This is a genomic window from Pseudomonas anuradhapurensis (assembly GCF_014269225.2).
GTDB lineage: Bacteria > Pseudomonadota > Gammaproteobacteria > Pseudomonadales > Pseudomonadaceae > Aquipseudomonas > Aquipseudomonas anuradhapurensis.
Genome location: NZ_CP077097.1, coordinates 660447 through 686183 on the forward strand (window position 1 = coordinate 660447; position 25737 = coordinate 686183).

Here is a 25737-nt window from a genome sequence, read left to right on the forward strand (position 1 = left end):
ACCGCGTCATACCCGGTAATGGTTCGCTGGCGATGGCCTTCATCGCCACGGCTACCTTTGAATGCAATGTTCAAGGGAGTTCGACATGGATCGTCACGGTAACCATCGATTACGCCAAGGGCGCTTCTCAGAGCCAGGCCGGCTCTATCTGCTGACCACGATTACTCGCCAGCGGCTACCTCTGTTCAGAAACCTCTGGTTCGCACGTGCGGCCATCCAGCAATTACGTCTGAGTCACCATGAAGGTAGTTGCCGCTCATTAGCATGGGTTCTGATGCCAGACCATCTGCACTGGCTGGTCGAGCTTGGGCCGAGCAGCCTGGGCAAACTCATGTGCGGCTTCAAGTCGCGTAGCAGTTGTGCGCTTTACCCCAGAGGCGCTGAGCGACGGCATATCTGGCAGCCTGGCTTTCATGACCGGGCTCTGCGCAGGGAGGAAGATGTGAAAGCCGCTGCTCGATACATCATTGCTAATCCCATTCGGGCTGGGTTGGTGCGGCGGGCTGGCGATTATCCACATTGGGATTGTGTGTGGCTGTGAGCCTGCAGGTGAAGGCTTCGCCCTCATTTCGCGACACAAGGCCGCTCCTACAGATGACCGCGATACCACGCCGCCCCGCGAACCTTTGTAGGAGCGGCCTTGTGTCGCGATGGGCCGCAAAGCGGCCCCGGCGTCACTGAACCCAAAGGCCCTTTTCCTGCAACTGCCACCCCACCCACCCCAGGGTGATCGCCCGCAACCCCATGAACCCGAGGAACGCCAACCACAATCCATGGTTGCCGAACCCTCCCATGAGAACACCCAGGGGCAAAGCAATCAGCACCGAAAGCAACATCGCATTGCGCATCTCCCGCGCCCGGGTTGCACCAATGAACAACCCGTCCAGCAGATAACTCCACACCGCAATCAACGGCAGCAATGCCAGGTATGGCAGGTACGGATAAGCCGCCGCCCGCACGCTATCAATATTGGTCTGCAGGTCGATGAACAGGTGCCCGCCCAGCAGGAACACACCGGCAAACCCCAGGCTGATGATCAACGACCAACCACAGGCCACGACCAGCGAGCGGCGCAAGGTATCCCGGTCCCGTGCACCGATGGCATGCCCGCACAGCGCCTCCACGGCGTGCGCCAGGCCATCGAGGGCGTAAGCGGTGAGCAGCAGCCCGTTGAGCAGCAGGGCATTGGCCGCCACCGTGGCTTCACCCAGGCGCGCACCCTGCACGGTGATCAGCAGAAACACCATCTGCAGCGCCAGGCTGCGCAGAAAGATGTCGCGGTTCACCGCCAGCAGCGGGCGCCAGGCCTGCCAGCGTTTGAGCGTTGACCACACGATCTGCCCCGGGTAGGCGCGCAGGGCCGGGCGGGTCAGGGCAAGGCCGAGCAACGCGGCGCTCCATTCGGCGATCACCGAGGCCCGTGCCGAGCCCAGCACGCCCCAGTTCAGGCCCAGCACGAACCACAGGTTGAGAGCGATGTTCAGCAGGTTGGTGGTCAGCAGAATCGCTAGCGGCGCCCGCGCGTTCTGGGTGCCGAGGAACCAGCCGACCAGCGCATAACTGGCCAGCGCTGCCGGCAGGCCGAGCAAGCGGGTGTGGAAGAAGTCTTCGGTGGATTGCTGCAACGCCTCGCTTGGCTGCATGGCGTGCAGCGCCAGCTGGCTGAAGGGCAGGGCGAGCAGGCCGATCAGCAGGGCAAAGGCCACCGCCAGTAGCAGGCCCTGCACCAGCACCTGGCGCAGCGCCGCGCCGTCGGCACGCCCGGCGGCCTGGGCGGCGAAGCCGGTGGAACCCATGCGCAGGAACCCCATCAGGCCGACCATGAAGGTGAACAGCGTGGCGCCCACGGCCACGGCGCCAAGCTGGTGGGCATGGGGCAGGTGGCCGATGACGGTGCTGTCGACCAGGGCGACCAGCGGCACGGAAATATTCGAGAGGATCATCGGCGCAGCCAGCGCCCAGACCTTGCTGTGGGTGGGACGATGCTGCCAGTCGGTGGCCAGTTGCGACATTGGAATCCTTGCCTGATCAGGGTCCGCTTCAACGATGGCCACAGTGTAACGGCCGGGCCACCTATTCGCGCGACTCTGGTCACACCTCGCACGCAACATCGGGTACTGCGCCTGCGTTTGCGCTATAGTTGCTGCCCTCACGTACACCCTGCCAAAGAGTTTCTACTCCATGTTCAACAAAGGATTGTTGCTGGCCTGTGCGCTGGCTTTGCTCAGTGCCTGTGACTCTTCGACACCGGACAAACCTGTACCGGCCGAAAAACCGGCGGCCAGCGCGCCTGCCGCTGCCCCGGCAGCCCAGCGCGAAGACCCGGCCAAGCTCGCCAAGCGCTACGAGGGCCGCGAGCTCACGGTGCTGGATGTTTCCGAAGTGCAGCTCGATGGCGCTGCCACATTGTCGATCAGTTTCTCCGCGCCGCTGGATGCCAAGCAGGACTTGGCCACCAAGGTGCATCTGGTCGATACCGTCAAAGGTAAGCTCGATGGCGCCTGGGAACTCTCCGACAACCAGATGGAGCTGCGCCTGCGTCACCTCGAGCCACAGCGCAAGCTGGTGCTGACCGTCGACAAAGGCCTGCTGGCCGTCAACGGCAAGCAACTGGAAGAAGAGTCGATCACCCGCCTGGAAACCCGCGACATGCAGCCGACCATCGGCTTCGCCAGCCGCGGTTCGCTGCTGCCGACCCGCCTGGCCGAAGGCCTGCCGGTGATCGCCCTGAATGTCGACAAGGTCGATGTCGAGTTCTTCCGGGTAAAACCGGAAATGCTCTCGACCTTCCTCGCCAACTGGGGACGCAACAGCAGCCTGTACTACTACCAGTCCAAGGAAACCCTGGACATGGCCGAACTGGTCTACAGCGGCCGCTTCGACCTCAACCCCGCGCGTAACACCCGCGAGACCGTGCTGCTGCCGATCGCCGGCATCAAGCCGCTGCAGGAGCCAGGCGTGTACCTGGCGGTGATGCGTGCCTCGGGGACCTACGACTACTCGCAACCGGCGACGTTGTTCACCCTCAGCGATATCGGCGTATCCGCGCACCGTTACCGCGACCGCCTCGATGTATTCGCCCAGGCCCTGGAAGGCGGCAAGGCGATGAGCGGGGTCAACCTGGAAATCCACGACGACAAGGGCAAGCTGCTGGCCCAGGCCAGCACCGATGGCGATGGCCATGCCCAACTGCCGATCACGCCCAAGGCTGACACCCTGATCGCCACCCAGGGCGTGCACACCACCCTGCTGCGCCTGAACAGCGCAGCGCTGGACCTGGCCGAGTTCGATATCACCGGGCCCCAGGCCAACCCGCTGCAGTTCTTCATCTTCGGCCCGCGCGACCTGTACCGCCCAGGCGAAACCGTGCTGCTCAACGGCCTGCTGCGCGACCAGGACGGCAAGCCGGTCAAAGCCCAGCCAGTCAGCGTGGAAGTGCGCCGACCCGATGAACAGGTCAGCCGCAAGTTCGTCTGGGAGGCCGACAGCAATGGCCTTTACCAGTACCAGCTGCAACTGGCTACCGAGGCCCCGACCGGCCGCTGGCAACTGCTGCTGGACCTCGGCGGCGGGCGCAAGCAGGTGTATGAATTCCTTGTCGAAGACTTCCTGCCCGAGCGCCTGGCGCTGGAGCTCAAGGGCAGCAGCACCCCGCTGTCGCCTGACGAGAATGCGCGCATCCGGGTCAATGGCCGTTACCTCTACGGCGCCCCGGCAGCCGGCAATCGCCTGAGCGGCCAGGCTTATGTGCGCCCGCTGCGCGAGGCGGTCCCCGCGCTGCCCGGCTACCAGTTCGGTTCGGTCACCGAAACCGAGCTGAACCAGGACCTGGAGCTGGACGAAGTGACCCTCGACCAGGCCGGCAAGGCCGTGGTCGAAATCGAGAGCCGTTGGGCTGAAGCCCGTTCGCCGCTGCAACTGACCGTGCAGGCCAGCCTGCAGGAGTCGGGTGGTCGGCCGATTACCCGGCGCCTGGAACAACCCATCTGGCCGGCTGAGCGTCTGCCAGGCCTGCGTGGCCTGTTTGACGGTGAGGAAACCGACAGCGACGCGCCGGTGGAATTCGAGTTCCTGGTAGCCGACCGCGACGGCAACAAGTTGGCCGCCGAAGACCTCAAGGTGCGCTTGATCCGCGAGCGCCGCGACTATTACTGGAACTACTCGCAGAGCGATGGCTGGAGCTACGCCTACAACGAGAAGTTCCTCACCCAGAGCGAGGAGACCATCAGCGTCAAGGCCGGCTCCACCGCCAAGCTGAGCTTCCCGGTTGAATGGGGCCCGTACCGCGTCGAGGTGGAAGACCCGCAGACCGGCCTGGTGTCCAGCGAGCGTTTCTGGGCTGGCTACCGTGCCCAGGACAACGCCGAAGGCGGCGCGGTGCGCCCGGACCAGGTCAAGCTGGCGCTGGACAAGCCATCCTATGCCGACGGCGCTACCGCCAAGGTCACCGTTACCCCACCGGCGGCCGGCAGCGGCTACCTGATGATCGAATCCAGCGACGGCCCGCTGTGGTGGCAGGAGATCGACGTGCCCGCCGAAGGCAAGACCTTCGATGTGGAGCTGGACGAGAAGTGGGCCCGCCATGACCTGTACATCAGCGCACTGGTGATCCGCCCCGGTGAGCGCAAGGCCAATGCCACGCCGAAACGCGCGGTGGGCGTGCTGCACCTGCCGCTGGACCGTGCCGAGCGCAAACTGGCGGTGAGCCTGCAGGCACCGGAAAAGATGCGCCCGAAACAGCCGCTGACAGTCAAGGTCAAGGCCGCCAATGCCGATGGCAGTATCCCCAAGCAGGTGCATGTGCTGTTGTCGGCGGTGGACGTGGGTATCCTCAACATCACCGACTTCAAAACCCCCGACCCGTTCGCCAGCCTGTTCGGGCGCAAGGCCTATGGTGCCGACCAGCTGGATATCTACGGCCAGCTGATCGAAGCCGGCCAGGGCCGCCTGGCCAGCCTGGCATTCGGCGGTGACGCGGCGATGGCCAAGGGTGGCAAGCGCCCCAACACCACCGTGACCATCGTTGCCCAGCAGAGCCTGCCGGTGACCCTGGACGCCAAGGGCGAGGGCCAGGCCACGGTCGATATCCCCGATTTCAACGGCGAACTGCGGCTGATGGCCCAGGCCTGGACCGATGAGCACTTCGGCATGGCCGAAGGCAAGACGGTAGTCGCCGCGCCACTGATTGCCGAGCTGTCGGCGCCGCGCTTCCTCGCCGGTGGCGACCGCACCAGCCTGGCGCTGGACCTGGCCAACCTGTCCGGCCGCGCCCAGCAGCTGAACGTTGAAATCAGCACCGAAGGCCAGCTGAGCCTGGCGGCCAGCGCCCAGCAGAACGTCAACCTGGCTGAGGGCCAGCGTTCGACGCTGATGATCCCGGTACAGGCCCAGGGTGGCCTGGGCCAGGGCAAGGTGCGTGTGCGGGTCACCGGCCTGCAGCTACCGAACGAGCCGAGCAGGGCGTTCGAACGTGACTGGACCCTGGGCGTGCGCCCGGCCTACCCGGCCATGCTCAAGCATTACCGCGTGGCCTTGAAGGATCAGCCGTGGACCCTGCCTGAAGCAGACCTGGCCGCCTTCGAGCCTGCCGGCCTGGAAGCCACCCTGGCCTTGTCGAGCCGGCCGCCGCTGAACCTGGGCGAGCAGATCCGCGCCCTCGAGGCCTACCCTTACGGGTGCCTGGAGCAGACCACCAGTGGCCTGTACCCGTCGCTGTACGCGGATGCCGACAGCCTCAAGCGCCTGGGCATCAAGGGCGAACCGGCGGATGTGCGCAAGCGCAAGATCGAAATGGGCATCGAGCACCTGCTGGGCATGCAGCGCTACAACGGCAGCTTCGGCCTGTGGAGCTCGGACAGCGAAGAAGAGTACTGGCTGACCGCCTATGTCACCGACTTCTTGCTGCGTGCCCGTGACCAGGGCTACGGCGTGCCGGCCGAAGCACTGAAGAAGGCCAGCGAGCGCTTGCTGCGTTATGTGCAGGAGCGCAACCTGATCGAAGTCGACTACAGCGACAACGCCGAGCACACCCGCTTTGCCGTACAGGCCTACGCCGCATTGGTGTTGGCGCGCAGCCAGCAGGCACCGTTGGGCGCCCTGCGTGGCCTGTTCGAACGCCGCGCCGACGCCCGTTCCGGCCTGCCACTGGTGCAGCTGGCGGTGGCACTGGACAAGATGGGCGACAAGCCACGCGCCAACCAAGCCTTGCAGGCTGGCCTGGCCATCAGCCGCAGCAAAGGCTGGATGGCTGATTACGGCAGTTCGCTGCGAGACCAGGCGCTGATCCTGGCACTACTGCAGGAGAACGACATGGCCAGCAGCAAGGTCGACCAGCGCCTGTTCGCCTTGTCGGACGAGCTGGCAGCCAACCGCTGGTTGTCGACCCAGGAACGCAATGCGCTGTTCCTGGCTGGCCGTGGCCTGCTGGGCAAGCCGGAAGGCCAGTGGCAGGCACGCCTGGACAGCGCCGGTGAGGTACGTGAGTTCAACAATGCCGAGTCCGGCATGAAGCTGGAAGGCCCACTGCTGGCCTCGCCGCTGAGTGTGCAGAACCAGGGCAGCGAGACGCTGTACCAGCAGCTGACCTTGTCGGGTTACCCACGCCAGGCACAGCCAGCGGGTGGCAACGGCATGCAGATCCGCCGTGAGTACCTGGGCATGAATGGCCAGCCGCTGGACCTGCACAGCCTGCGCAGTGGCGACTTGGTGCTGGTGCACCTGGCGCTCAAGGCGGAAAACCCGGTGCCGGACGCGTTGGTAGTGGATCTGCTGCCGGCGGGCCTGGAGCTGGAAAACCAGAACCTGGCACAAAGTGCCGCCAGCCTGGACAACGCCAGCAGCGCGGTGAAGGAATGGCGCGATTCCATGCAGAACGCCAGCCTGGTGCACCAGGAGTACCGTGACGACCGTTACGTCGCCGCGCTCAAGCTCGACGGCTACGGCACCACCCACCTGCTGTACCTGGCGCGGGCGGTAACCCCGGGCACCTACCGTGTGCCAGCGCCGCAGGTCGAGTCGATGTACCGGCCCAACCTGCAGGCCGTGGGCGATGGGCAAGGGGAAATGACCGTCAGAGCCCGCTAGGGCGATGCGGTCTGGTGTAGGAGCGGCCTTGTGTCGCGAAAGGGCCGCAACGCGGCCCCATTGCCTGGGTACGCGGAACGGCGGGTAGACCGCGTCGCCAGGTTTTGCGGCCGCTGCGCGCCCGATCGCGACGCAAGGCCGCTCCTACACGATCGCCGCATCAGTCAGTGAATCACCCAGCTCATCACCCACAACCCCAGCATCAGCCAGATGATCCCGAGGATGATCGAGGCGCGCATGAACGCACGGATGGCCGAATACAGCAGCATCAGCCCGATGATCAGGGCCAGGATGCTGAGCAATGAGGTGTCCATGCCCAAGGTGCGTGCCAGGCCATCGATGAAATTGCCACCGGCGTTGGCCAGCAGATTGAACAACCCGCTGAATATGTCGACGATGAAGCGGATCAACGAGCCCAATGCCTGGCCCAGCCACTCGAAAAAACCTTCTACATGCATAGTTGCTTCCTGATGAACGAATCGGCGAGGTTACCGTTCCCCAGCCTTTGGCCATCACCTGGCCAGGTCGGTTCCCGATGCCAAGCTTAACGCGGCTGCGTAGCCGTGCGCGCCGGCTGTTGCGCATTGCCGTGCCTGGCATGCTGGTGGTGCTCGGTCTGTTGTGGCTGGCCGACCGCCTGTGGCCGCTGCCCATGCCTGGCGATGACCTGGCGCGGGTGGTGCTGGCCGAGGACGGCACGCCGTTGTGGCGCTTTGCCGATGCCGATGGCGTGTGGCGGTACCCGGTCAGCCCCGACGAGGTGTCGCCGTTGTACCTGCAGGCGCTGCTGACCTACGAGGACCGCTGGTTCTACCGCCACCCTGGGGTCAACCCACTGGCCCTGGCCCGCGCCGCCTGGCTCAACCTGCGCGGCGGGCGGGTGGTGTCGGGCGGCAGTACGCTGTCGATGCAGGTGGCACGCCTGCTCGACCCGCATGACCGCACCCTGGCCGGCAAGCTGCGGCAGTTGTGGCGTACCGCGCAGCTGGAGTGGCATCTGTCGAAACGCGAGATCCTGCAGATCTACCTGGACCGTGCGCCTTTCGGTGGCACCCTGCAGGGTGTTGCCGCTGCCAGCTGGGCCTACCTGGGCAAGTCGCCCATGCACCTGACCCCGGCCGAAGCGGCGCTGCTGGCGGTGCTGCCGCAGGCACCCAGCCGGCTGCGCCCGGATCGCCACCCCGAACGCGCCCAGCGCGCCCGTGACAAGGTGCTGCAACGCCTGGCCGAATACCAGGTATGGCCGGAGCGGCAAATCCGCGAGGCAACTGAAGAGCCGCTGGTGCTGGCGCCACGCCAGGAACCTGCCCTGGCGCCGCTGCTGGCGCGGCGCCTGAACAGCGCCGACAGCCCGCCGCTGATCCGCACCACGCTCGACGCCGCCTTGCAGCGGCGCCTCGAAGACCTGCTGCTGGGCTGGCGAGCACGGCTGCCGGAGCGGACCTCCGCCGCCATCCTGGTGGTCGAGGCGCAGACCATGGCGGTGCGCGCCTACCTGGGGTCGATCGACCTCGCCGACGAGCGCCGCTTCGGGCATGTCGACATGGTGCGCTCGCTGCGCTCGCCAGGTTCCACGCTCAAGCCGTTTCTCTACGGCATGGCCTTGGACGACGGCCTGATCCATTCCGAGTCGTTGCTGCAGGACGTACCGCGGCGCTATGGCGACTACCGCCCCGGCAACTTCTCCATGGGCTTCAGCGGGCCGGTGTCGGCCAGTTCGGCTTTGGCGCTTTCGCTCAACCTGCCGGCAGTGCAGTTGCTGGAAGCCTACGGCCCGAAACGCTTTGCCGCGCAGTTGCGCATGGCTGGCATGCCGCTGACCTTGCCGCCCCTGGCCGAGCCCAACCTGTCGTTGATCCTGGGCGGCGCGGGCAGCCGCCTGGAAGACCTGGTGGGTGGCTATGCGGCGCTGGCACGGGGTGGCAACAGTGCACGGGTGCGCCTGCAACCGCAGGACCCGTTGCTGGAACGCCGCCTGCTGTCGCCCGGGGCGGCCTGGATCATCCGGCGTATCCTCAGCGGGCAGGCGCGCCCCGACCGCGACCCGCATGCCGAGTTGGTGCAACGCCCGCAACTGGCCTGGAAGACTGGCACCAGTTACGGCTTTCGTGACGCCTGGTCGATTGGCGTGGGGCCACGCTACCTGATCGGTGTGTGGATCGGCCGCCCCGACGGTACGCCGGTGCCCGGGCAGTTCGGCCTGGCTTCGGCGGCGCCGCTGATGCTGCAGGTGCACGACCTGTTGAGCAACCGCGACAGCCAACGTGGCATCAGTGTGCCGGTCGAACGGGTACCGGCGAATGTTGGCGTGGCAGCGATCTGTTGGCCGCTGGGCCAGCCATTGCACAAGCAGGACCCGAATTGCCGGCGTCAGCGTTTCGCCTGGACGTTGGACGGCACTACACCGCCCACCCTGCAGGCGGCCGACCAGCCGCTCGGCCTGGGCCTGCGTGAAAGCGTGTGGGTCAACGACCAAGGGCTCCGCGTCGATGGTAGCTGCCCCGGCGCCAAGGCGCGCGACATCGCGTTGTGGCCGGCCCCGCTGGAGCCTTGGCTACCTCGTGTCGAGCGGCGGGCGGCGCGCCTGCCGGCCATCGACCCGGTGTGCCCGCCGCAGGTGCCGGCCAGTGCGCCGCCGCTATCGATCGTGGGCGTGCGCCCGGGCGACAACCTGCGTCGTCCGGCGACCAGCAGCGAGCCGTTGCAGCTGCATGTGTCAGCGCTGGGTGGCGGCGGCCGGCGTTGGTGGTTCCTCAACGGCCAGCCGTTGGGCGAGACCCAGGGGCAGGACAGCTTGCTGGTCCGCTTCCAGCAGGTCGGTCAGGCCGAAATCAGCGCGCTGGATGAAAGCGGCGAGACGGCGCGGGTGGCGTTCCAGATCAGCGAATAGCGGTTGCTTCAATGGCGGGTGAAGCGCTGCTGTATCGGCGATGAACTGGGCGTCAGCGCCAAGGCCAGTTGGGTGCGGTTGTGCATGTGGGTCAGGCGCAATACCTGTGACACATACAGCTTCACGGTATTTTCGGTAATGCCCAGCTCGCAGGCGATCTGGTAATTGGTCTTGCCGGTGCTCACCAGCCGCGCCACTTCCAGCTGGCGCGGTGATAGCTTCTCGAACGCAGCAGGCAGCTCGCTTTCAGCGTCTTCGGCATCGTTGGCACGCCGATGCACACCTTGGCCGCGGGCTTTTTCCAGGTCCCGATACAGCTCGTCCACGGACTCGGCCAACTCCTGCAAACGTTGGTTCAGCCCGCCCAGGTCGCGGATATTGCGTTGGCGCTCCAGTACCACCTGTTCCTGCCGACGCACCCCTTCCAGCAGTTCATCGAGGTCCATGGGCTTCTGGTAGTAATCGGCAAAGCCTTCACGCAATGCGCGAATAACGTCCTGCTTCTCGGCACGCCCGGTCAGCAGGATGGCCTCGAAAATACGCTGGTCACCCAGTGCCTTCAACGCGCGGACCAGCTCGATACCATCTCGCCCGGGCATGCTCAGGTCACAGATGACCAGGCCGATGGCCTCGTCGGCCTGGTAACGGTCGATGGCTTCGTCAGTGCAATGGGCTGGCAGGCATTGATAACCCTGGGCCCCGAGGAACTCACAGAGTTGCTCGACGATTACGGCTTGGTCATCCACCACCAGGATTTTCACTTGGCTGAATGCTTTGGACACGATCGACTCCCTGTTCTTATGCAGTCCTGCTCCCGAGCCAGACGCTGTGGCAAGTAAAAATAGTCGCGGGGAGCGGCTTTGTACAAGTTATGTACAGGTATCGGACCAAGGGATCGTTCATTGGATCCATACAGCGGTCAAAAGAAAACCGCTGAGTACATAGGGGACGAATGCCTGCTTGTCGCCCATTTCCTCGGTAAGGGCCTGCAAACGCTTTTTCACCTTGGGGTTGAGCAAGGTCCACAGGCGTCGGCGGGTGAGTAGCCACACCAGCACGCTGACGCCGGCGCCGATGAAGGTGCCGAGCACATAGTGCGGGCTGGTGGCCAGGGCCAGGGCGCCCATCAGCTTGACATCATCGGCGCCGAAACGGCCGAGCATGTAGCCGGGCAGGGTCAGCAACATGACGATGGCCAGTGCCCAGCCGGCATCGCTGGCATCGGCGCCGATCCAGCTGCGCCCGGTGGCGAACAGCCAGACCAGGGCGCAGGTCGCCACGCCCAGTGTCAGCAGGTTGGAGATCTGGCGTTGACGCACGTCCTGTTCGGAGCACAAGGCAAGCCACAGCAGGAGAACAATGCTTTGCATGGGCGGGGCGCCTTCCAAAGGTTGAACACATCTACCCGGTCAGTCAGGTTTCCTTAAGTGAAGATAGACCTGCAGGAACAGGCTTGCCCGCTCCTGCAGGACATCACTTCCGGCTGCCAGGCGGATAATTGCCCAGCACCTTGGCCACGGTGTTCTGGATTGCGCTGTTGCGTTCTTCCGGGCTTGGCGGGTAGTTGTTCATGATCTGCTCGGCACTGCCGCGCCATACCAGCTTGCCATCACGCCCGTCGAACAGGTCGATCTGAATGGTGGCGACCTTGTAGTCGACACTGCGGGTTTCGTTGTACATCGGGCCGCCCCAGTAGCCACCCCAGTATCCGCCCCAGCCACCGCCGTAGTTGGTGGTGATCTGTTGCTGGCGCTGCTCGACGATCAGGTAGGTGCGCACGGTCAGGTCCGGCCGTGCGCCGCCCTGGGCCGGGCGCAGGCCGCGTTGGTCGAGCTGGTCGGCGACCGCCTGGCGAATGCGTTGTTCGGTCAGGTCGCTCTTGATCCGTGGGTCGTCCGGGCGGTATTGCAGGCCCGGTTCCTGCCAGGCCCAGCTGCGGTAGGCGGCAAAATCGCGGCTGGCGTCGAAATCCTGCTGGACGTTATTGCTGGAGCAGGCGGCCAGCAACAACGCGAATGACAGTAGAACGAGGCGGCGCAACATGATGGTTCTCCGTTAGGCACTAACTGGGAGGATAGCCGCTGAGCGCCTTGTATACCGAGTCGCGCACGGCACTTTCGCGTTCTCGCGGCGAGTCCCTGTCACTGCCGCTTTCGGCGCTGGCGCTCCACACCGGCTGGCCGCTGCGGGCGTCGTACAGGTCGATGCGGACCACCATCACCTGCACTTCGTAGGTACGTACGACAGGCACATTGGCATAGCCCCCATAACCATTGCGGTAGCCGCCATAGCCGATACCGCCGTAGGGGTAGGGGCCGTAATAGGGGTCGTAGGTGTCGTAGTCACGCACTTGGCGCAAGCGCTTTTCCAGGCGTATGTCGGCGCTCACCAGCAGGTCGCCGGGGCCACTGTGGGCCGGGCGCAGGCCGTGCTGGTCGAGGGCACCGCTGACGGCATCGGCCAGTTGCGCCGGGTCGGTATTCGCCGAGCCGCTGGGCAACTGGCCGTTGCGCCAGCTCCAGCTGCGGTAGTGCCCGTAGTCTCGCGTGGGCGCCGGGTAGGCACTGGCATCGAAGGTGGTCGCCGCCTGGGCAGGGGCGGGGGGCAACGGGCGGCTGCTGGCCACGTACGGGTTGCTGCCCTGGCAGCCAGCCAGGGCAAGCGGCAGCAGCGCCAGGCACAACAGACGGTACGGCATGTAGTCCTCCGACGGATGAGTCAGCGGGGGCGGCAGACCCAGTGCAGGTAGCGGCCGAGCCCGGCGAAACTGGGGTGGCGACGGTAGGCCAGTTCCATTTCCAGCAGGTCGAGCAGCTCGGCCTTGCCTTGGAATTCCTTGGGCATGTAGTCATGGAACACGCGCACGCCACTTTCGCTTTCAACCTGCCACATAGGCTCAAGTTGCGCCCTGAGTTGGCGCGGATCAAGTGGTTTTTGTGGCGTGAGGCTCTGCTTTTCGCCTTCCAGCCGGTTGCTGCGCAACTTGCGGAAATGGCCCTTGAGCAGGTTGCGATAGACCAGTGCGTCACGGTTGTAGAAAGCCAGCGACAGCCACCCGGAAGGGGCGGTGAGCTGATGCAGCACAGGCAGGATGCTTTCCGGTTCGGCCAGCCATTCGAGCACAGCGTGGCACAGCACCAGGTCATAGCGTTCGGTGAGCTGGCCAAGCAGGTCTTGCCACGGGGCCTGGATGAAGGTGGCCGGCTGGCCCGCTTCGGCGAAGCGTGCCCGGGCGCCATCGAGCATCGGCGCGGCGGGCTCGGCCAGGGTCAGCTGGTGGCCACGTTGTGCCAGCCACAAGGCCATGTGGCCCAACCCGGCGCCAATATCGAGAATGCGCAGGGGGCGGTCGGGCAAGGCTTCGGCCAGGTCGGCCTGGAGCACGGCCAGGCGGATCGCGCCCTTGGCGCCGCCATAGATCTTCTCGGCAAAGCGGGTGGCCAGCTCATCGAAATGACGGTCGTTCATCGGGCGAAGCGCCTCTCGCTGTCGGCCAGCTTGGCCCGCACCACCTGGTCCATGTCCAGGCCAAGTTCGCTGCACAACAGCAGCAGGTAGAGCACTACGTCACCGATTTCCTGGCCGGCATGGGCCAGCTTGTCGGCGGGCAGCTGGCGCGATTGGTCTTCGCTCAGCCACTGAAAGATTTCCACCAGCTCGGCCATTTCGACGCTGGCGGCCATGGCCAGGTTCTTCGGGCTATGGAAGCCGCGCCAGTCGTTGTTGTCGCGGATTTGGTGCAGGCGTTGGGTGAGTTCTTGCAGGTTCATCGGGGTCTCCTAATGCTGCATAGCTTCAGCGCAGGCCCGATGCAAAGCAAGCGTGTTCCGCCACGGCAGGCGGGGTTCATGTAGGCGCGACACAAGGCCGCGCCTACAAGGGCTCCCAACGCCCGACCATATGCAGCACGCCGCCATGCCCGTCCAGCCGCAGCGTTCCCTGCGGCCCTGCCTCACTGGCACTGAGCAGCACCTCCGACGGCAACCGCACCGGCTTGCGGAAACCCACCTCGAAGGCATAACCACTGTGCGGCAGGTGGCCACGCAACGCTGCCAGGGCCATGGCCTTGCTCCACATGCCATGGGCGATGGCGGTGGGGAAGCCGAACAGCCGGGCACTGGCGGCGCTGAGGTGGATCGGGTTGTAATCCCCGCAGACCTTGGCATAACGCCGGCCAATATCGCTGTCGGCGTACCAGCGGGTCGCCTCCGGCAATGCCGCCGGTTGCTCTTCGGCCGGCTCGTCCGCCGCGCCATCCAGCTTCAGCCCGCGCACCAGCATGCGGCTGGTCTCGCGCCAGAGCAGGCCGATGCCGTCTTCGGCTTCGCTGACCAGGTCGAAGGTGCCGCCCTTGGCGTGCGCTTGCAGGTTGTCCGTATACACCGCAAAGCGCAGCCCTTCGACAGCGCCGAGCGGGCGTAGCACTTCGATGCGGTTGTGCAGGTGCACCAGGCCCAGCAGGGGGAAGGGGAAATCGTCGGCGGTCATCAATTGCAACTGCAAGGTGAACGCCATCACGTGCGGGTAAGTAGCCGGCAGGCGGCCATCGTCGGTGAAATGGCACAGCCGCCGATAGGCTGCCAGGTTGCCCGGCTGGACGCCGATGAGGCAACGCAGGCCATCGCCCGGCAGGCGGTCACCGCTGATCTTGCGCTTGCTGGCTGCGCGCAGGTACAGGCTGGCGCGCGAAGCCGGGCTGTGCAGGTCGTGCCAGTGTCGGCTCATGTTCACGCTCCCATCAAGGCCTGGCCGCAAACGCGCAGCACCTGGCCGTTGATCGCCCCGGAGCCGGGCTGGCTGAGCCAGGCGATGGCTTCGGCGACGTCCTGCGGGCGCCCGCCCTGGCCCAGCGAACTCAAGCGTCGCCCGGCCTCGCGCAGGCCCATGGGCATGACGGCGGTCATGTGGGTTTCGATGAACCCGGGGGCCACGGCATTGATGCTGCCGCCACGCTCGGCAAGGCGTGGCGCCCAGGCCTGGGCCAGGCCGATCAAACCAGCCTTGCTGGCGGCATAGTTGGCCTGCCCGCGGTTGCCGGCGATGCCGCTGACCGAGGCCAGCAAGGTGATCCGCGCATTGTCACCGAGGGCGCCGTGGTCAAGCAGCGCCTGGGTCAGTACCTGCGGCGCCTTGAGGTTTACCGCCAGCACCGCATCCCAGTATTCCGGGGTCATGTTGGCCAGGGTCTTGTCGCGGGTGATACCGGCATTGTGCACCACGATGTCGATGCCCTCCGGCAGCGCTGCGAGCAAGCGGCTGGCCGCGTCGCCCGCGCAGATATCCAGCGCCAGCGCCTTGCCACCCAGGCGCGCGGCCAGGGCGTCGAGGTCCTGGCTGGCCTGCGGCACGTCCAGCAACAACACGTCGGCGCCATCCCGCGCCAGGGTTTCGGCAATCGCAGCGCCGATGCCGCGTGCGGCGCCGGTGACCAGGGCGCGGCGGCCCGCCAGTGGCCGGGTCCAGTCCTCGACCTGGCTGGCGCAGGCTTCCAGGCGCAGCACCTGGCCGGAAACGAAGGCGCTTTTCGGCGACAGGAAGAAACGCAATGCGCCCTCCAGCTGGCTGTCTGCGCCGGGGGCGACATACAGCAGCTGCGCGGTCGCGCCATTGCGCAGTTCCTTGGCCAGCGAGCGGCTGAAGCCCTCCAGGGCCCGTTGCGCAATGCTCGCCAGCGGGTCAGCGAGGCTTTCCGGGGCGCGCCCCAGCAGCACCACGTGGGCGCACGGTGCCAGGCTGCGCAGCAACGGCTGGAAGAATTCGCGCAACTGCTTCAACGCGTCGCTGTCGGACAAATGCGTGGCATCGAACACCACGGCCTTGATTTTCGGCCCCAGGCCGGCCACCCACGGCTCGGCCTGGAGGTTGTCGGTATTGAAGCGGTAAAGCGTGTCGGTAAGGCGCGGGGCGAGGGCTTCGACCTGGCTTGCCAGCGGCCCGCCACCCAGCACCAGGGCGCCCTCCACCGGGCGCAGGCGGCCGGCCTGCCAGCGCTCCAGCGGAGCCGGGTGTGGCAGGCCAAGGGCATCCACAAGCCGGCGGCCGAGGGTGGAGTTGGCAAAGCCGAGGTAGCGATCGCTCATGAGTGGTCTCCCGGAAGGCAAGCTTGAAAGTGTGGACCAAGTTTGTAGCAAGGTCGTTCGAATGCGCTAAAAACACCTAGGCTGTACGGATCAAATTGTTTCAGGAGGAACCAACGCATGCGTTCACCTCGCCGGGTCGCGATCCTGGGCGGCAACCGAATTCCCTTCGCCCGCTCCAATGGTGCCTATGCCACCGCCAGCAACCAGGCGATGCTCACTGCCACGCTCGAGGGGCTGATCGAACGTTATCGCCTGCATGGCTTGCGCATGGGCGAAGTGGTCGCCGGTACGGTGCTCAAGCACTCGCGTGACATGAACCTGACCCGTGAATGCGTGCTGGGTTCGCGCCTGTCGCCGCAAACCCCGGCCTATGACATTCAGCAAGCCTGTGGCACCGGGCTGGAGGCGGCGCTGCTGGTGGCCAACAAGATTGCCCTGGGGCAGATCGACTGCGGCATTGCCGGTGGCGTGGACACCACCTCCGATGCACCGATTGCGGTAAATGAAGGCTTGCGCTACATCCTGCTGCAGGCCAACCGTGGCAAAAGCCTGGGCGAACGGCTCAAGCCGCTGCTGAAGCTGCGCCCCCACCACCTGAAACCCGAGTTGCCGCGCAATGGCGAGCCGCGTACCGGCTTGTCGATGGGCGAGCACTGCGAACGCATGGCCCAGGCCTGGCACAGCGAGCGTGCCGAGCAGGACCAGCTGGCACTGCTAAGCCACCAGCGGCTGGCCGCTGCCTACGCCGAAGGCTGGCAGGATGACCTGCTGACGCCGTTCCTGGCGCTGACCCGCGACAACAACCTGCGCCCTGACCTGACCCTGGAGCAACTGGCCCGGCTCAAGCCAGCCTTCGACCGCAGCGGCCAGGGCACGCTGACGGCCGGTAACTCCACACCGCTCACCGACGGTGCTTCGCTGGTGCTGTTGGGCACTGAGGAGTGGGCGGCGCAGCAAGGGCTGTCGGTGCTGGCGTATCTGGTCGATGGTGAAACGGCGGCGGTGGATTTCGTCACTGGCCGCGAAGGGCTGTTGATGGCGCCGGTGTATGCGGTACCGCGGCTGCTGGCGCGTAATGGGTTGAGCTTGCAGGATTTTGACTACTACGAGATTCACGAAGCCTTTGCCGCCCAGGTGCTGTGTACGCTCAAGGCCTGGGAGGATGCCGACTACTGCCGCCAGCGGCTGGGGCTGGAGGCGCCGCTTGGGGCAATCGACCGCAGCAAGCTCAACGTCAAGGGCAGTTCGCTGGCGGCCGGACACCCGTTCGCGGCGACCGGCGGGCGGATCCTGGCCAACCTGGCGAAGCTGTTGGCTCAGGCCGGGCGGGGGCGTGGGTTGATTTCGATCTGCGCGGCGGGTGGGCAGGGGGTGACTGTCATCGTCGAGCGCTGAAACCAAGCCCTGTAGGAGCGGCCTTGTGTCGCGATAGGGCTGCAAAGCAGCCCCAGCAATTTGTGCGTCTGCGCTGAAACCCTGGGGCTGCCTTGCAGCCCTATCGCGACACAAGGCCGCTCCTACACGTTGACCGATCAGCTGTCCCGGCTGTTAGGCTTGTCTGCTCAGAACTACAAGAAACCGCCATGCCGACCATCGGACAACCCCGCGCCATCCCGGCGCTGGCCCGCCTGCCCAGGCCTTTGTACGCCCGCGCCGAAAGCCTTGGCGCCGGCTCCTGGACCACTCGCCACCAGCACGACTGGGTGCAATTTTCCTACGCCATCAGCGGTGTACTGGGCGTCTATACCCAAGAAGGCAGCTACTTCGCCCCGCCGCAGTGGGGGGTGTGGATACCTGCCGATGCCGAACACGAAGTGGTTACCTCGATGCAGGCCGAAATGCGCAGCCTGTACGTGCGCCGTGACGCCTGCGCGTGGGCGCCGGCGCGATGCCGGGTGCTGGAGGTGACACCGTTGGCGCGCGAACTGATCAAGCAGTTCTGCCTGTTCCCGGCAGATTACCCGGAAGGCGACAGCGCCGAAGCGCGGCTGGTGGCGGTGCTGCTCGACCAGTTGCGCACGCTACCCGAGGTCGGCTTCTCGCTGCCGTTACCGCGCCATCCGGGGTTGCTGGCGTTGTGCAACGGCCTGATCGCTGCCCCGGAACAGCCGCAGACCTTGCAGCAATGGGCGCGCCAGCTGGGCTGTTCGGAAAAGACCTTGATGCGGCTGTTCCAGCGGGAAACCGGCTTGAGCTTTCGTAACTGGCGCCAGCGCATGCGGCTGCTGTCGTCGCTGGCCTTGCTGGAGGCGGGGGAGAATGTGACCGCAGCGGCGTTGGGCTGTGGCTATGACTCTACGTCGGCCTATATTGCGGCGTTCAAGCAGCTGTTCGGGGCGACGCCGGGTGAGTTGAAACTCTGATCGTAGGTCCCCGGTACTGGCTGCTTCGCCGCTGATCCCGCGAAGCAGCCAGTACCGGTATTGCATCAGGTACGGAACCTGCGTACCAGCGCATCCAGTTCGTTGGACAGCCCGGCCAGGCTCTCCGAATCCACCCGGGCTGCATGGGCCAGTTCGGCAACCAGCTGCGCATCCCCGTGAATCTGGCTGATGTGCCGGTTGATGTCCTCGGCCACCTGATGCTGTTCCTCGGCCGCCGTGGCGATCTGGGTGTTCATGTCGCGGATCACGTCCACCGACTCGCGAATCTGCCCGAAGCTGTCACGGGCCATGCCGATGCGGCTTACCGATTGCTGGGAAACTTCCAGGCTGGCATGCATCTGAGCGGCCACTTCGGCGGTGCGGCTGGCCAGGTTGCCGAGCAGGCCATCGATCTCGGCGGTGGAGTCGGCGGTGCGCTTGGCCAGCGCCCGCACTTCGTCGGCGACCACGGCAAAGCCGCGGCCCTGCTCACCGGCGCGGGCCGCCTCGATGGCGGCGTTGAGGGCCAGCAGGTTGGTCTGTTCGGCAATCGAGCGGATGGTGCCCAGGATCGACTGGATAGCGTTGCTGTCGCGCTCCAGCTGCTGGATCGACTGCGCCGATTGCTCGATCTCCTGGCTCAGGCGGTCGACACTGTGCACCGCTGCGTCGATCTGCTGCTGGCCTTCCCGGGCCTGCTGCTGGCCGCTGTCGGCCGATTGCGCCGCCTGGCTGCAGGAACGCGCTACTTCGTTGGCAGTGGCGACCATCTCGTGGAAAGCGGTCGAGACCATGTCCACGGCTTCGCGCTGGCGGCCCGCCGCTTCGGCCATGTCGCTGGACACGCGGGTGGAGCTGGTCGAGGTGCTGAGAATCTTGCCGGCTGCAGCCCCGATGTGCTGGATGAGGCTGCGAATGGCACCGAGGAACTGGTTGAACCAGTTGGCCAGTTGTGCGGTTTCGTCGCGGCCGCGAATTTCCAGGTTGCGGGTCAGGTCGCCTTCGCCCTGGGCGATGTCTTCCAGGCCGCTGGTGACGCTGTTGATCGGCCGCACGATCAGCTTGGCGAAGGTTGCACCGACCACGGCGAACAGTGCCGCCAGCACCACGGCCACGATACCGATCAGCCAGGTCAGGCGGGTGGTGGTCTGCATCACTTCGCTTTGCTCGATCAGGCCGATCAAGGTCCAGCCCAGCTGTTCATCCGGGTAGATGTTGGCCATGTAGCGCACGCCACCAAGCTCCACTTCAGCCAACCCTTTGCCATGCTTGGCCAGTTCGGCGTAGCCGTCGCCAAAACTCGCCAGTGGCTTGAAGTTGTGCTTGGCGTCACGCGGGTCGACCAGCACGTTGCCGTTGTTTTCCACCAGCAGCACGTAGCCGCTCTCGCCCAGCTTGATCTGCTGCACGATCTCGGTCAGGCCTTTGAGCGAGACGTCGACGTTGACCACGCCGCCGGGGTTGCCCAGCTGGTTGGCGACGGTACGCACGGTGCTGACCAGCACGGCATCGTCGGGCGCCCAGTAGTAGGCTTCGGTGCGCAGGGTCTTGCCAGGGTTGGCCATGGCCAACTGGTACCAGGGGCGGGTGCGGGGGTCGTAGTTGACGAACTTCTGCCCGGCCGGCCAGCCGACGTAACCACCGTCACTCACCCCGTAGGACAGGTAGGCATAGGCGGGGTGCGAGGTGGCCAGGCGGGTCATGAACTCCAGCACTTTGCTGGCCTGCTCGCCCAGTTCGTAGGACGGCGTCGCGCTCATGTACTTGTTCAGTTCGCTGCCGGTGGCGGCGACCAGGGGCTGCGCCGCCATGTACTCGACGTTCTGGTTGATGCCCTGGAAGAAGATGTTCATCGCGTTGCTGACCTGGCGGATTTCTCGGCTGCTGCCGTCCAGGAAGCCGTCGCGTGCTTCGCCACGCAGATTGAGGACCACCAAGGTGGCCACCAGGACGATGGGCAAGCCGGCAATGACCGCGAATGCCCAGGTCAGTTTTTGTTTGATGCTCATCGATGCCCCCGGATTGTTATTGTCGCTACTCGAAGCAGGTAACAATTACATCGGCAGCATCTGGGTTTAATGTAGGAAAAGTCCCCGTATTTATTGGATCAAGTCGCGGGCGAGTGACTAGCGGTCGTGTTTGAACCGATGGGGCCTGCTGCAGGCACGGGGCGCCTCAGTGACAGCAGCCGCCCGCAGCGCCATTTGCCAGGTCCTTGAGGATCGGGCAATCCGGGCGGTCGTCCCCCTGGCAGTGGGAAACCAGCTCCCCGAGGGTGTCGCGCAGGCTCACCAGTTCCTCGATGCGGCGGTTCAGCTCATCGATGTGCTGCAGGGCCAGCGCCTTGACATCGGCGCTGGCACGCTGGCGGTCTTGCCACAAGGTCAGCAGCTTGCCAACTTCCTCAAGGGAGAAGCCCAGGTCGCGGGAGCGCTTGATGAATGCCAGGCTGTGCAGGTCTTCGGCCTGGTACAGGCGGTAGCCGCTGTCGCTGCGTGTGGCGGGCTTGAGCAGGCCGATGGACTCGTAGTACCGGATCATCTTGGTGCTGAGCCCGCTGCGGCGGGCGGCCTGGCCGATGTTCATGGAGCCTCCTGGGTATCGCTGGTGGGTTTCCAGGCCTTGAGCCACAACGCGTTGCTCACCACGCTGACGCTGGACAGGGCCATGGCGGCGCCCGCCAGTACCGGGTTGAGGTAACCCAGCGCGGCCAGCGGGATGCCGATGAGGTTATAGATGAACGCCCAGAACAGGTTCTGGCGGATCTTCGCGTAGGTCTTGCGGCAGATCTCCAACGCAGCCGGCACCAGGCGCGGGTCACCGCGCATCAAGGTGATGCCGGCGGCCTGCATGGCCACGTCGGTGCCGCCGCCCATGGCAATGCCGATATCGGCGGCGGCCAGCGCCGGCGCATCGTTGATGCCGTCGCCGACCATGGCGACCACGCCATCGCGCTTCAATGCGGCCACGGTTGCCGCCTTGTCGGCCGGCAGCACTTCGGCATGCACATCGTCGATGCCCAGCGCGTCAGCCACCACCTTGGCGCTGCCGCGGTTGTCGCCGGTCAGCAGGTGGCTGCTGATGGCTTGTGCATGCAGGGCCTCGATCGCCTGCGCGGCGCCGGGCTTGAGGCTGTCACCAAAGGCGAACAGGCCCAGCACACGGGGCTGCGTGCCGCGTTCGACCAACCACGACAGGGTGCGCCCTTCGGCTTCCCAGGCTTGGGCCAGGGCAGCCAGGTCTCCGGCTGGCAGGGCGCTTTCGTCGAGCAGGCGGCGGTTGCCAAGGGCCAGCTCGCGGCCTTCCACCCAGCCGGCGATGCCGCGCCCGGCCAGCGCCTGGCTGCCGGTGACGGCGGGGACATCCAGCCCTTGTTCGGCACAGGCAGCCAGCACCGCCTTGGCCAGCGGGTGTTCGCTGCCGCGCTGCAGGGCGCCAGCCAGGCGGTGCAGGTCGGCGCTGCTGCCTACCTGCGCCTGGCTGTGCACTACCCGCGGGCTGCCGGAGGTGAGGGTGCCGGTCTTGTCGAACACCACGCGGTTGACCGCATGCGCACGTTCCAGGGCTTCAGCGTCCTTGATCAGGATGCCGTGGCGGGCGGCGACCCCGGTGCCGGCCATGATCGCGGCGGGGGTGGCCAGGCCGAGTGCACAGGGGCAGGCGATGACCAGCACGGCAACGGCGTTGATCAACGCGATTTCCAGCGGCGCGCCGGCCAGCCACCAGCCGCCCAGGGTAACCAGCGCCAGCACCAGCACGGCCGGGACGAACACCTGGCTGACCCGGTCGACCAGCTTCTGGATCGGGGCCTTGGCGGCCTGGGCGTCTTCGACCAGGCGGATGATGCGTGCCAGCACGGTTTCGGTGCCCAGCGCCTGGGTGCGTATCAGCAGCCGGCCTTCGCCATTGATGGCGCCGCCGGTGACGTTGTCGCCAGGTTGCTTGGGCACCGGCAGGCTTTCGCCACTGATGAGCGCTTCATCGGCATGGCTGTTGCCGTCCTCGACCTTGCCATCGACCGGAAAGCGCTCGCCAGGCTTGACCAGCACCAGGTCGCCGAGGCGCAGCTGGGCGATGGCAACGTCTTCTTCGCGGCCATCGACGACGCGCACGGCCCGTTCCGGGCGCAGGGCTTCGAGGGCGCGGATGGCGCTGGCGGTCTGGCGTTTGGCGCGGCTTTCCAGGTACTTGCCCAGCAGCACCAGGGCAATCACCACGGCCGAGGCTTCGAAATACAAGTGTGGCGCCATGCCCGCCGAAGCCTGCGCCCATTGGTACAGGCTCAGGCCGTAACCGGCGCTGGTACCCAGGGCCACCAGCAGGTCCATGTTGCCGGCGCCGGCGCGCACGGCCTTCCAGGCCGCCACGTAGAAGCGGGCCCCGAGCACGAACTGCACTGGCGTGGCGAGCACGAACTGCACCCAGGCGGGCAACATCCAGTGCACACCAAACGGTTGTAGCAGCATGGGCAACACCAGCGGCAAGGCCAGCACCAGGGCCGCGCCGACGGCCAGGCGTTCGTGGCGCAGGCGCCGCTGGGCGGCAGCTTGGTCGTCCCGGGCCGTTTGCGGCAGGCTGGCGCTGTAGCCGGCCTTTTGCACCGCGTCGATCAGCAGGTTGTCGTCGACGGTCGGCAGCACTGCGAGGTGTGCCCGTTCGCTTGCCAGGTTGACACTCACCTGCTCCACACCGGGCAGCTTGGCAAGGGCACGCTCCACGCGCCCGACGCAGCTGGCGCAGGTCATGCCGCCGATCTGCAGCTCGACGGTGCGGGTGGGCACGCTGTAGCCGGCTTCGCGTACGGCATCGACCAGCGCAGGCAGGCTGTTGGCCGGGGCCTGGATCCGGGCCTGTTCGGTGGCGAGGTTGACACTGACCTGCTCGGCGCCGGTGACCTTGCGCAGGGCGCGTTCGACCCGGCCGGCACAGCTGGCGCAGGTCATGCCGGCGATCGGCAGGTCATAAGTGGTAGATGCGGGCATGGGCTCTCCTCCTTGGGCATGCCGCCAGCATCAACCTTGCCACGCGGGTAAGGTCAATAGCCCAGGCCGGCTCGTTGCAACTCCAGCCCATGTTGCCCCATGGCGATGCGGTATTTGTTGATCTGGCCCGCCTGCAGGTTCAATCGTGTGCTGCGTTGGTCCTCGATGCCTGGCGCGCAGCCCGGCATTTGCCCGGGCAACATGCGCAGGCGCACATCCACGGGGCCTGCTGGCAGGTTGAACGAGGTGGACTGCTCCTGGAATACGCGCCCGGAGAGCTGGTCGTTGAGGTAGATGCCGATTTCACAACTGGTGGCCACTTCCAGGCGCTCGCGGGAAATGATCAGTACGCTGTAGTCCGAGTTGCCCTCGGCGCTGGCCGGTGGCACCGCAGCCAGCGTGCTCAATAGCCCGACGGCGCCCAATACTGCCCTGAACATGAAGAATCTCCTGCTTGCCTGATCGTCAAAGGCGCAGCTTGGCCGACGCGCGCGCGGATTTCCACCCCGGCAGTTGTTGGCAAGACTTGACCTTGACCCGGTGGCAAGCTTGAGACTGGCCAAAACTGAAGGAGGTAACCATGCAAGTGTTCAATGTACAAGGCATGACCTGTGGCCACTGTGTGAAGGCCGTGATCCAGGCGGTGCAGGCGCAGGATGCTGCGGCCAAGGTGGAAGTCGACCTGGCGGCCAGGCAGGTACGGGTGCACAGCGAGCTGGCGCAGGAGCAGATCCTCAACGCCATTCGGGAAGAAGGCTATCAAGCCGAAGTGGCATGACCGGCCAAGGCCGCTCCTCCACGGGCCGCGGCGAACAGGCAAGATTGTTGCAAATGTTTTCGTACTGATGGGGTGCATAGCAGGTAGAATCAAATACTTGCTTAGCCTGCTATGGATTCCTGATGAACCTGCGAATGGTGCTCATCCTGGGCGCACTCAGTGCGTTCGGGCCCTTGGCGATCGACTTCTACCTGCCAGCCTTCCCGGCCATGGCGCAGGCGTTCGCCACCGATGAAAAACACGTCCAGATCACCTTGGCGGCCTATTTCCTCGGTTTGTCCATCGGCCAACTGGCCTATGGCCCGGTGGCTGACCGCTTTGGTCGACGCAAACCGCTGATGTTCGGCGTGACCCTGTTCACCCTGGCGTCGCTGGCCTGTGCCTATGCTCCCAACCTCGACACCCTGGTGCTGGCGCGGTTTGTCCAGGCATTGGGCGGTTGCGCCGGTATGGTGCTGTCGCGCGCCATCGTCAGCGACAAGTGCGACCCGGTGGCCTCGGCCAAGGTGTTTTCGCAATTGATGCTGGTCATGGGCCTGGCGCCGATCCTGGCGCCGATGCTCGGTGGGGTACTGGTGAACCTGGCCGGCTGGCAATCGATCTTCCTCGCCCTGAGCCTGTTCAGTGCCGGTTGCCTGCTGGCAATCAGCCTCGGCCTGCCGGAAAGCCTGCCTGCGCACATGCCGCGCCAGCCGTTGTCTGGCGCCTTGCGCCAATACCTGCGGCTGTTCGCTGACCGGGTGTTCCTCGGCCATGCCTTGACCGGCGGCATCGCGATTGCCGGGATGTTCGCCTACATTGCCGGCTCACCGTTCGTCTTCATCAAGCTCTACGGTGTGCCGGCCGAGCATTACGGCTGGTTGTTCGGCACCAATGCTGCCGGTTTCATCCTCGTGGCGCAGGTGAATGCCCGTTTGCTGGCCAAGCGTGGCCCGGCATTCCTGCTGGCCCGGGCGGTTTGGCTATACCTGGCTGCCGGGCTGGTGCTGCTGGGCGTGGCGGCGCTGCGGCCGGCGCAGTTGTGGCCATTGTTGGTGCCATTGTTCGTGTGCATCGCCAGCCTCGGCTGCATCATCCCCAATGCTTCGGCTTGTGCCATGAGCGGGCAGGGTGCCCGGGCTGGCAGTGCCTCGGCGCTGATGGGCTGCCTGCAGTTCAGTGTCGCTGCCGGCGCGGCGGCGCTGGTCGGGCTGCTGCATGACGGCAGTGCGATACCGATGGCGCTGGTAATCAGTTTGTGCGGCGCGCTGGTCGTCAGTGTCGCGCTGCTGACCCGGCGCTTGCAGGCCAGGGCTCGCGCATAAGCGGGTGAGGTGCCTGCAGGCGGGTTTCCAGCGTGGCGACGAAGGCACGCGCTTCGGCCTCGCTGCGGAAACTGACCACGTGTTGATCGAGTTGCACCTGCCACGGGCAGGCAGGGTTTCGGCTAGACGTGCTGACGACAATCTTCATCGCGGCATACCTCCACAGGGAAACAGCCGCTGTAGTGTAGCGCCGCCCCTCCTGCCTGCCATGGCCTGCAACAGCGTCCTGACTGACGGTCGAGCAGGCTGGTTCGCCA

At 65.7% G+C, this 25737-nt stretch carries 22 protein-coding genes and 1 pseudogene; 7 read left to right on the forward strand and 16 right to left on the reverse strand.

The annotated features are described in order from the left end of the window. The first annotated feature begins 85 nt into the window (after window positions 1–85). Window positions 86–541, forward strand: coding sequence for an REP-associated tyrosine transposase (locus HU763_RS02995; RefSeq protein ID WP_186689663.1), 456 nt, complete (start codon window positions 86–88; stop codon window positions 539–541). A gap of 133 nt (window positions 542–674) precedes the next feature. On the opposite strand, the gene HU763_RS03000 is transcribed toward HU763_RS02995, so the two are convergent. Next, the gene (locus HU763_RS03000; protein WP_186689661.1) at window positions 675–2012 is read right to left on the reverse strand and encodes an MATE family efflux transporter; all 1338 of its coding nucleotides are present in this window, start codon (window positions 2010–2012) and stop codon (window positions 675–677) included. Window positions 2013–2181: 169 nt separating this feature from the next. Between HU763_RS03000 and HU763_RS03005 the strand changes: the two genes are divergently transcribed. Continuing rightward, window positions 2182–7083, forward strand: a complete 4902-nt coding sequence (locus tag HU763_RS03005; protein ID WP_186689659.1) for an alpha-2-macroglobulin family protein — start codon at window positions 2182–2184, stop codon at window positions 7081–7083. 164 nt (window positions 7084–7247) lie between these two features. Here HU763_RS03005 and HU763_RS03010 read toward each other — a convergent pair whose 3' ends face one another. Beyond that, a complete protein-coding gene (locus HU763_RS03010; RefSeq protein WP_170028107.1) occupies window positions 7248–7541 on the reverse strand; it encodes a hypothetical protein in 294 nt (97 codons plus the stop codon). 77 nt (window positions 7542–7618) lie between these two features. Between HU763_RS03010 and pbpC the strand changes: the two genes are divergently transcribed. Then, window positions 7619–9973, forward strand: a complete 2355-nt coding sequence (gene pbpC / locus HU763_RS03015; RefSeq protein WP_186689658.1) for a peptidoglycan glycosyltransferase PbpC — start codon at window positions 7619–7621, stop codon at window positions 9971–9973. A gap of 8 nt (window positions 9974–9981) precedes the next feature. On the opposite strand, the gene HU763_RS03020 is transcribed toward pbpC, so the two are convergent. From HU763_RS03020 to HU763_RS03055, 8 genes are all read right to left on the reverse strand, one after another. Next, window positions 9982–10755, reverse strand: coding sequence for a response regulator transcription factor (locus tag HU763_RS03020; protein ID WP_186689656.1), 774 nt, complete (start codon window positions 10753–10755; stop codon window positions 9982–9984). A gap of 117 nt (window positions 10756–10872) precedes the next feature. Continuing rightward, window positions 10873–11343 (reverse strand): A24 family peptidase, encoded by a 471-nt coding sequence (locus tag HU763_RS03025; RefSeq protein ID WP_186689654.1) that lies wholly within the window; start codon window positions 11341–11343, stop codon window positions 10873–10875. Window positions 11344–11446: 103 nt separating this feature from the next. Beyond that, window positions 11447–12016 carry a DUF4136 domain-containing protein gene (locus HU763_RS03030; RefSeq protein WP_170028111.1) on the reverse strand — a complete coding sequence of 190 codons (570 nt, stop codon included), beginning with the start codon at window positions 12014–12016 and terminating at the stop codon, window positions 11447–11449. A gap of 19 nt (window positions 12017–12035) precedes the next feature. Further along, complete coding sequence (locus HU763_RS03035) at window positions 12036–12671, reverse strand: DUF4136 domain-containing protein (RefSeq protein ID WP_186689653.1); 636 nt, start codon at window positions 12669–12671, stop codon at window positions 12036–12038. 20 nt (window positions 12672–12691) lie between these two features. After that, window positions 12692–13441: a methyltransferase domain-containing protein gene (locus HU763_RS03040; protein ID WP_170028113.1), complete on the reverse strand. Its 750-nt coding sequence runs from the start codon at window positions 13439–13441 to the stop codon at window positions 12692–12694. Then, window positions 13438–13743 (reverse strand): MazG-like family protein, encoded by a 306-nt coding sequence (locus HU763_RS03045; protein ID WP_013970728.1) that lies wholly within the window; start codon window positions 13741–13743, stop codon window positions 13438–13440. Before HU763_RS03045 ends, HU763_RS03040 begins: the two co-directional genes overlap by 4 nt. Window positions 13744–13846: 103 nt before the next feature. After that, complete coding sequence (locus HU763_RS03050) at window positions 13847–14698, reverse strand: MaoC family dehydratase (RefSeq protein WP_186689652.1); 852 nt, start codon at window positions 14696–14698, stop codon at window positions 13847–13849. A 2-nt stretch (window positions 14699–14700) separates the two neighbouring features. After that, window positions 14701–16053 carry a 3-oxoacyl-ACP reductase gene (locus tag HU763_RS03055; protein ID WP_186689651.1) on the reverse strand — a complete coding sequence of 451 codons (1353 nt, stop codon included), beginning with the start codon at window positions 16051–16053 and terminating at the stop codon, window positions 14701–14703. A 117-nt stretch (window positions 16054–16170) separates the two neighbouring features. On the opposite strand from HU763_RS03055, the gene HU763_RS03060 reads away from it, so the two are divergent. Both HU763_RS03060 and HU763_RS03065 read left to right on the forward strand, forming a co-directional pair. After that, window positions 16171–17448 carry an acetyl-CoA C-acetyltransferase gene (locus HU763_RS03060; RefSeq protein WP_186689650.1) on the forward strand — a complete coding sequence of 426 codons (1278 nt, stop codon included), beginning with the start codon at window positions 16171–16173 and terminating at the stop codon, window positions 17446–17448. Between the two features lie 188 nt (window positions 17449–17636). After that, window positions 17637–18416 (forward strand): AraC family transcriptional regulator, encoded by a 780-nt coding sequence (locus tag HU763_RS03065; protein WP_186689649.1) that lies wholly within the window; start codon window positions 17637–17639, stop codon window positions 18414–18416. A gap of 65 nt (window positions 18417–18481) precedes the next feature. Here the strand turns inward: HU763_RS03065 and HU763_RS24960 are convergent, their stop codons facing one another. From HU763_RS24960 to HU763_RS03085, 5 genes and pseudogenes are all read right to left on the reverse strand, one after another. Then, window positions 18482–19249, reverse strand: a complete 768-nt coding sequence (locus tag HU763_RS24960) for a methyl-accepting chemotaxis protein (RefSeq protein WP_420831047.1) — start codon at window positions 19247–19249, stop codon at window positions 18482–18484. A 90-nt stretch (window positions 19250–19339) separates the two neighbouring features. Next, window positions 19340–20425 (reverse strand): annotated as a pseudogene (locus HU763_RS24965) (HAMP domain-containing protein); the annotation flags it as partial. Window positions 20426–20591: 166 nt separating this feature from the next. Then, a complete protein-coding gene (cueR, locus tag HU763_RS03075; protein WP_170028119.1) occupies window positions 20592–21002 on the reverse strand; it encodes a Cu(I)-responsive transcriptional regulator in 411 nt (136 codons plus the stop codon). Further along, window positions 20999–23398, reverse strand: a complete 2400-nt coding sequence (locus HU763_RS03080) for a heavy metal translocating P-type ATPase (RefSeq protein ID WP_186689645.1) — start codon at window positions 23396–23398, stop codon at window positions 20999–21001. Before HU763_RS03080 ends, cueR begins: the two co-directional genes overlap by 4 nt. A gap of 53 nt (window positions 23399–23451) precedes the next feature. Further along, window positions 23452–23838 (reverse strand): hypothetical protein, encoded by a 387-nt coding sequence (locus HU763_RS03085; protein ID WP_186689643.1) that lies wholly within the window; start codon window positions 23836–23838, stop codon window positions 23452–23454. 140 nt (window positions 23839–23978) lie between these two features. Between HU763_RS03085 and HU763_RS03090 the strand changes: the two genes are divergently transcribed. Both HU763_RS03090 and HU763_RS03095 read left to right on the forward strand, forming a co-directional pair. Then, window positions 23979–24176 (forward strand): heavy-metal-associated domain-containing protein, encoded by a 198-nt coding sequence (locus HU763_RS03090; RefSeq protein ID WP_186689641.1) that lies wholly within the window; start codon window positions 23979–23981, stop codon window positions 24174–24176. Between the two features lie 122 nt (window positions 24177–24298). Next, a complete protein-coding gene (locus HU763_RS03095) occupies window positions 24299–25480 on the forward strand; it encodes a multidrug effflux MFS transporter (protein WP_186689639.1) in 1182 nt (393 codons plus the stop codon). On the opposite strand, the gene HU763_RS24655 is transcribed toward HU763_RS03095, so the two are convergent. Beyond that, a complete protein-coding gene (locus HU763_RS24655) occupies window positions 25431–25628 on the reverse strand; it encodes a hypothetical protein (RefSeq protein ID WP_225931920.1) in 198 nt (65 codons plus the stop codon). The genes HU763_RS03095 and HU763_RS24655 overlap by 50 nt on opposite strands. Window positions 25629–25737: the final 109 nt, after the last annotated feature.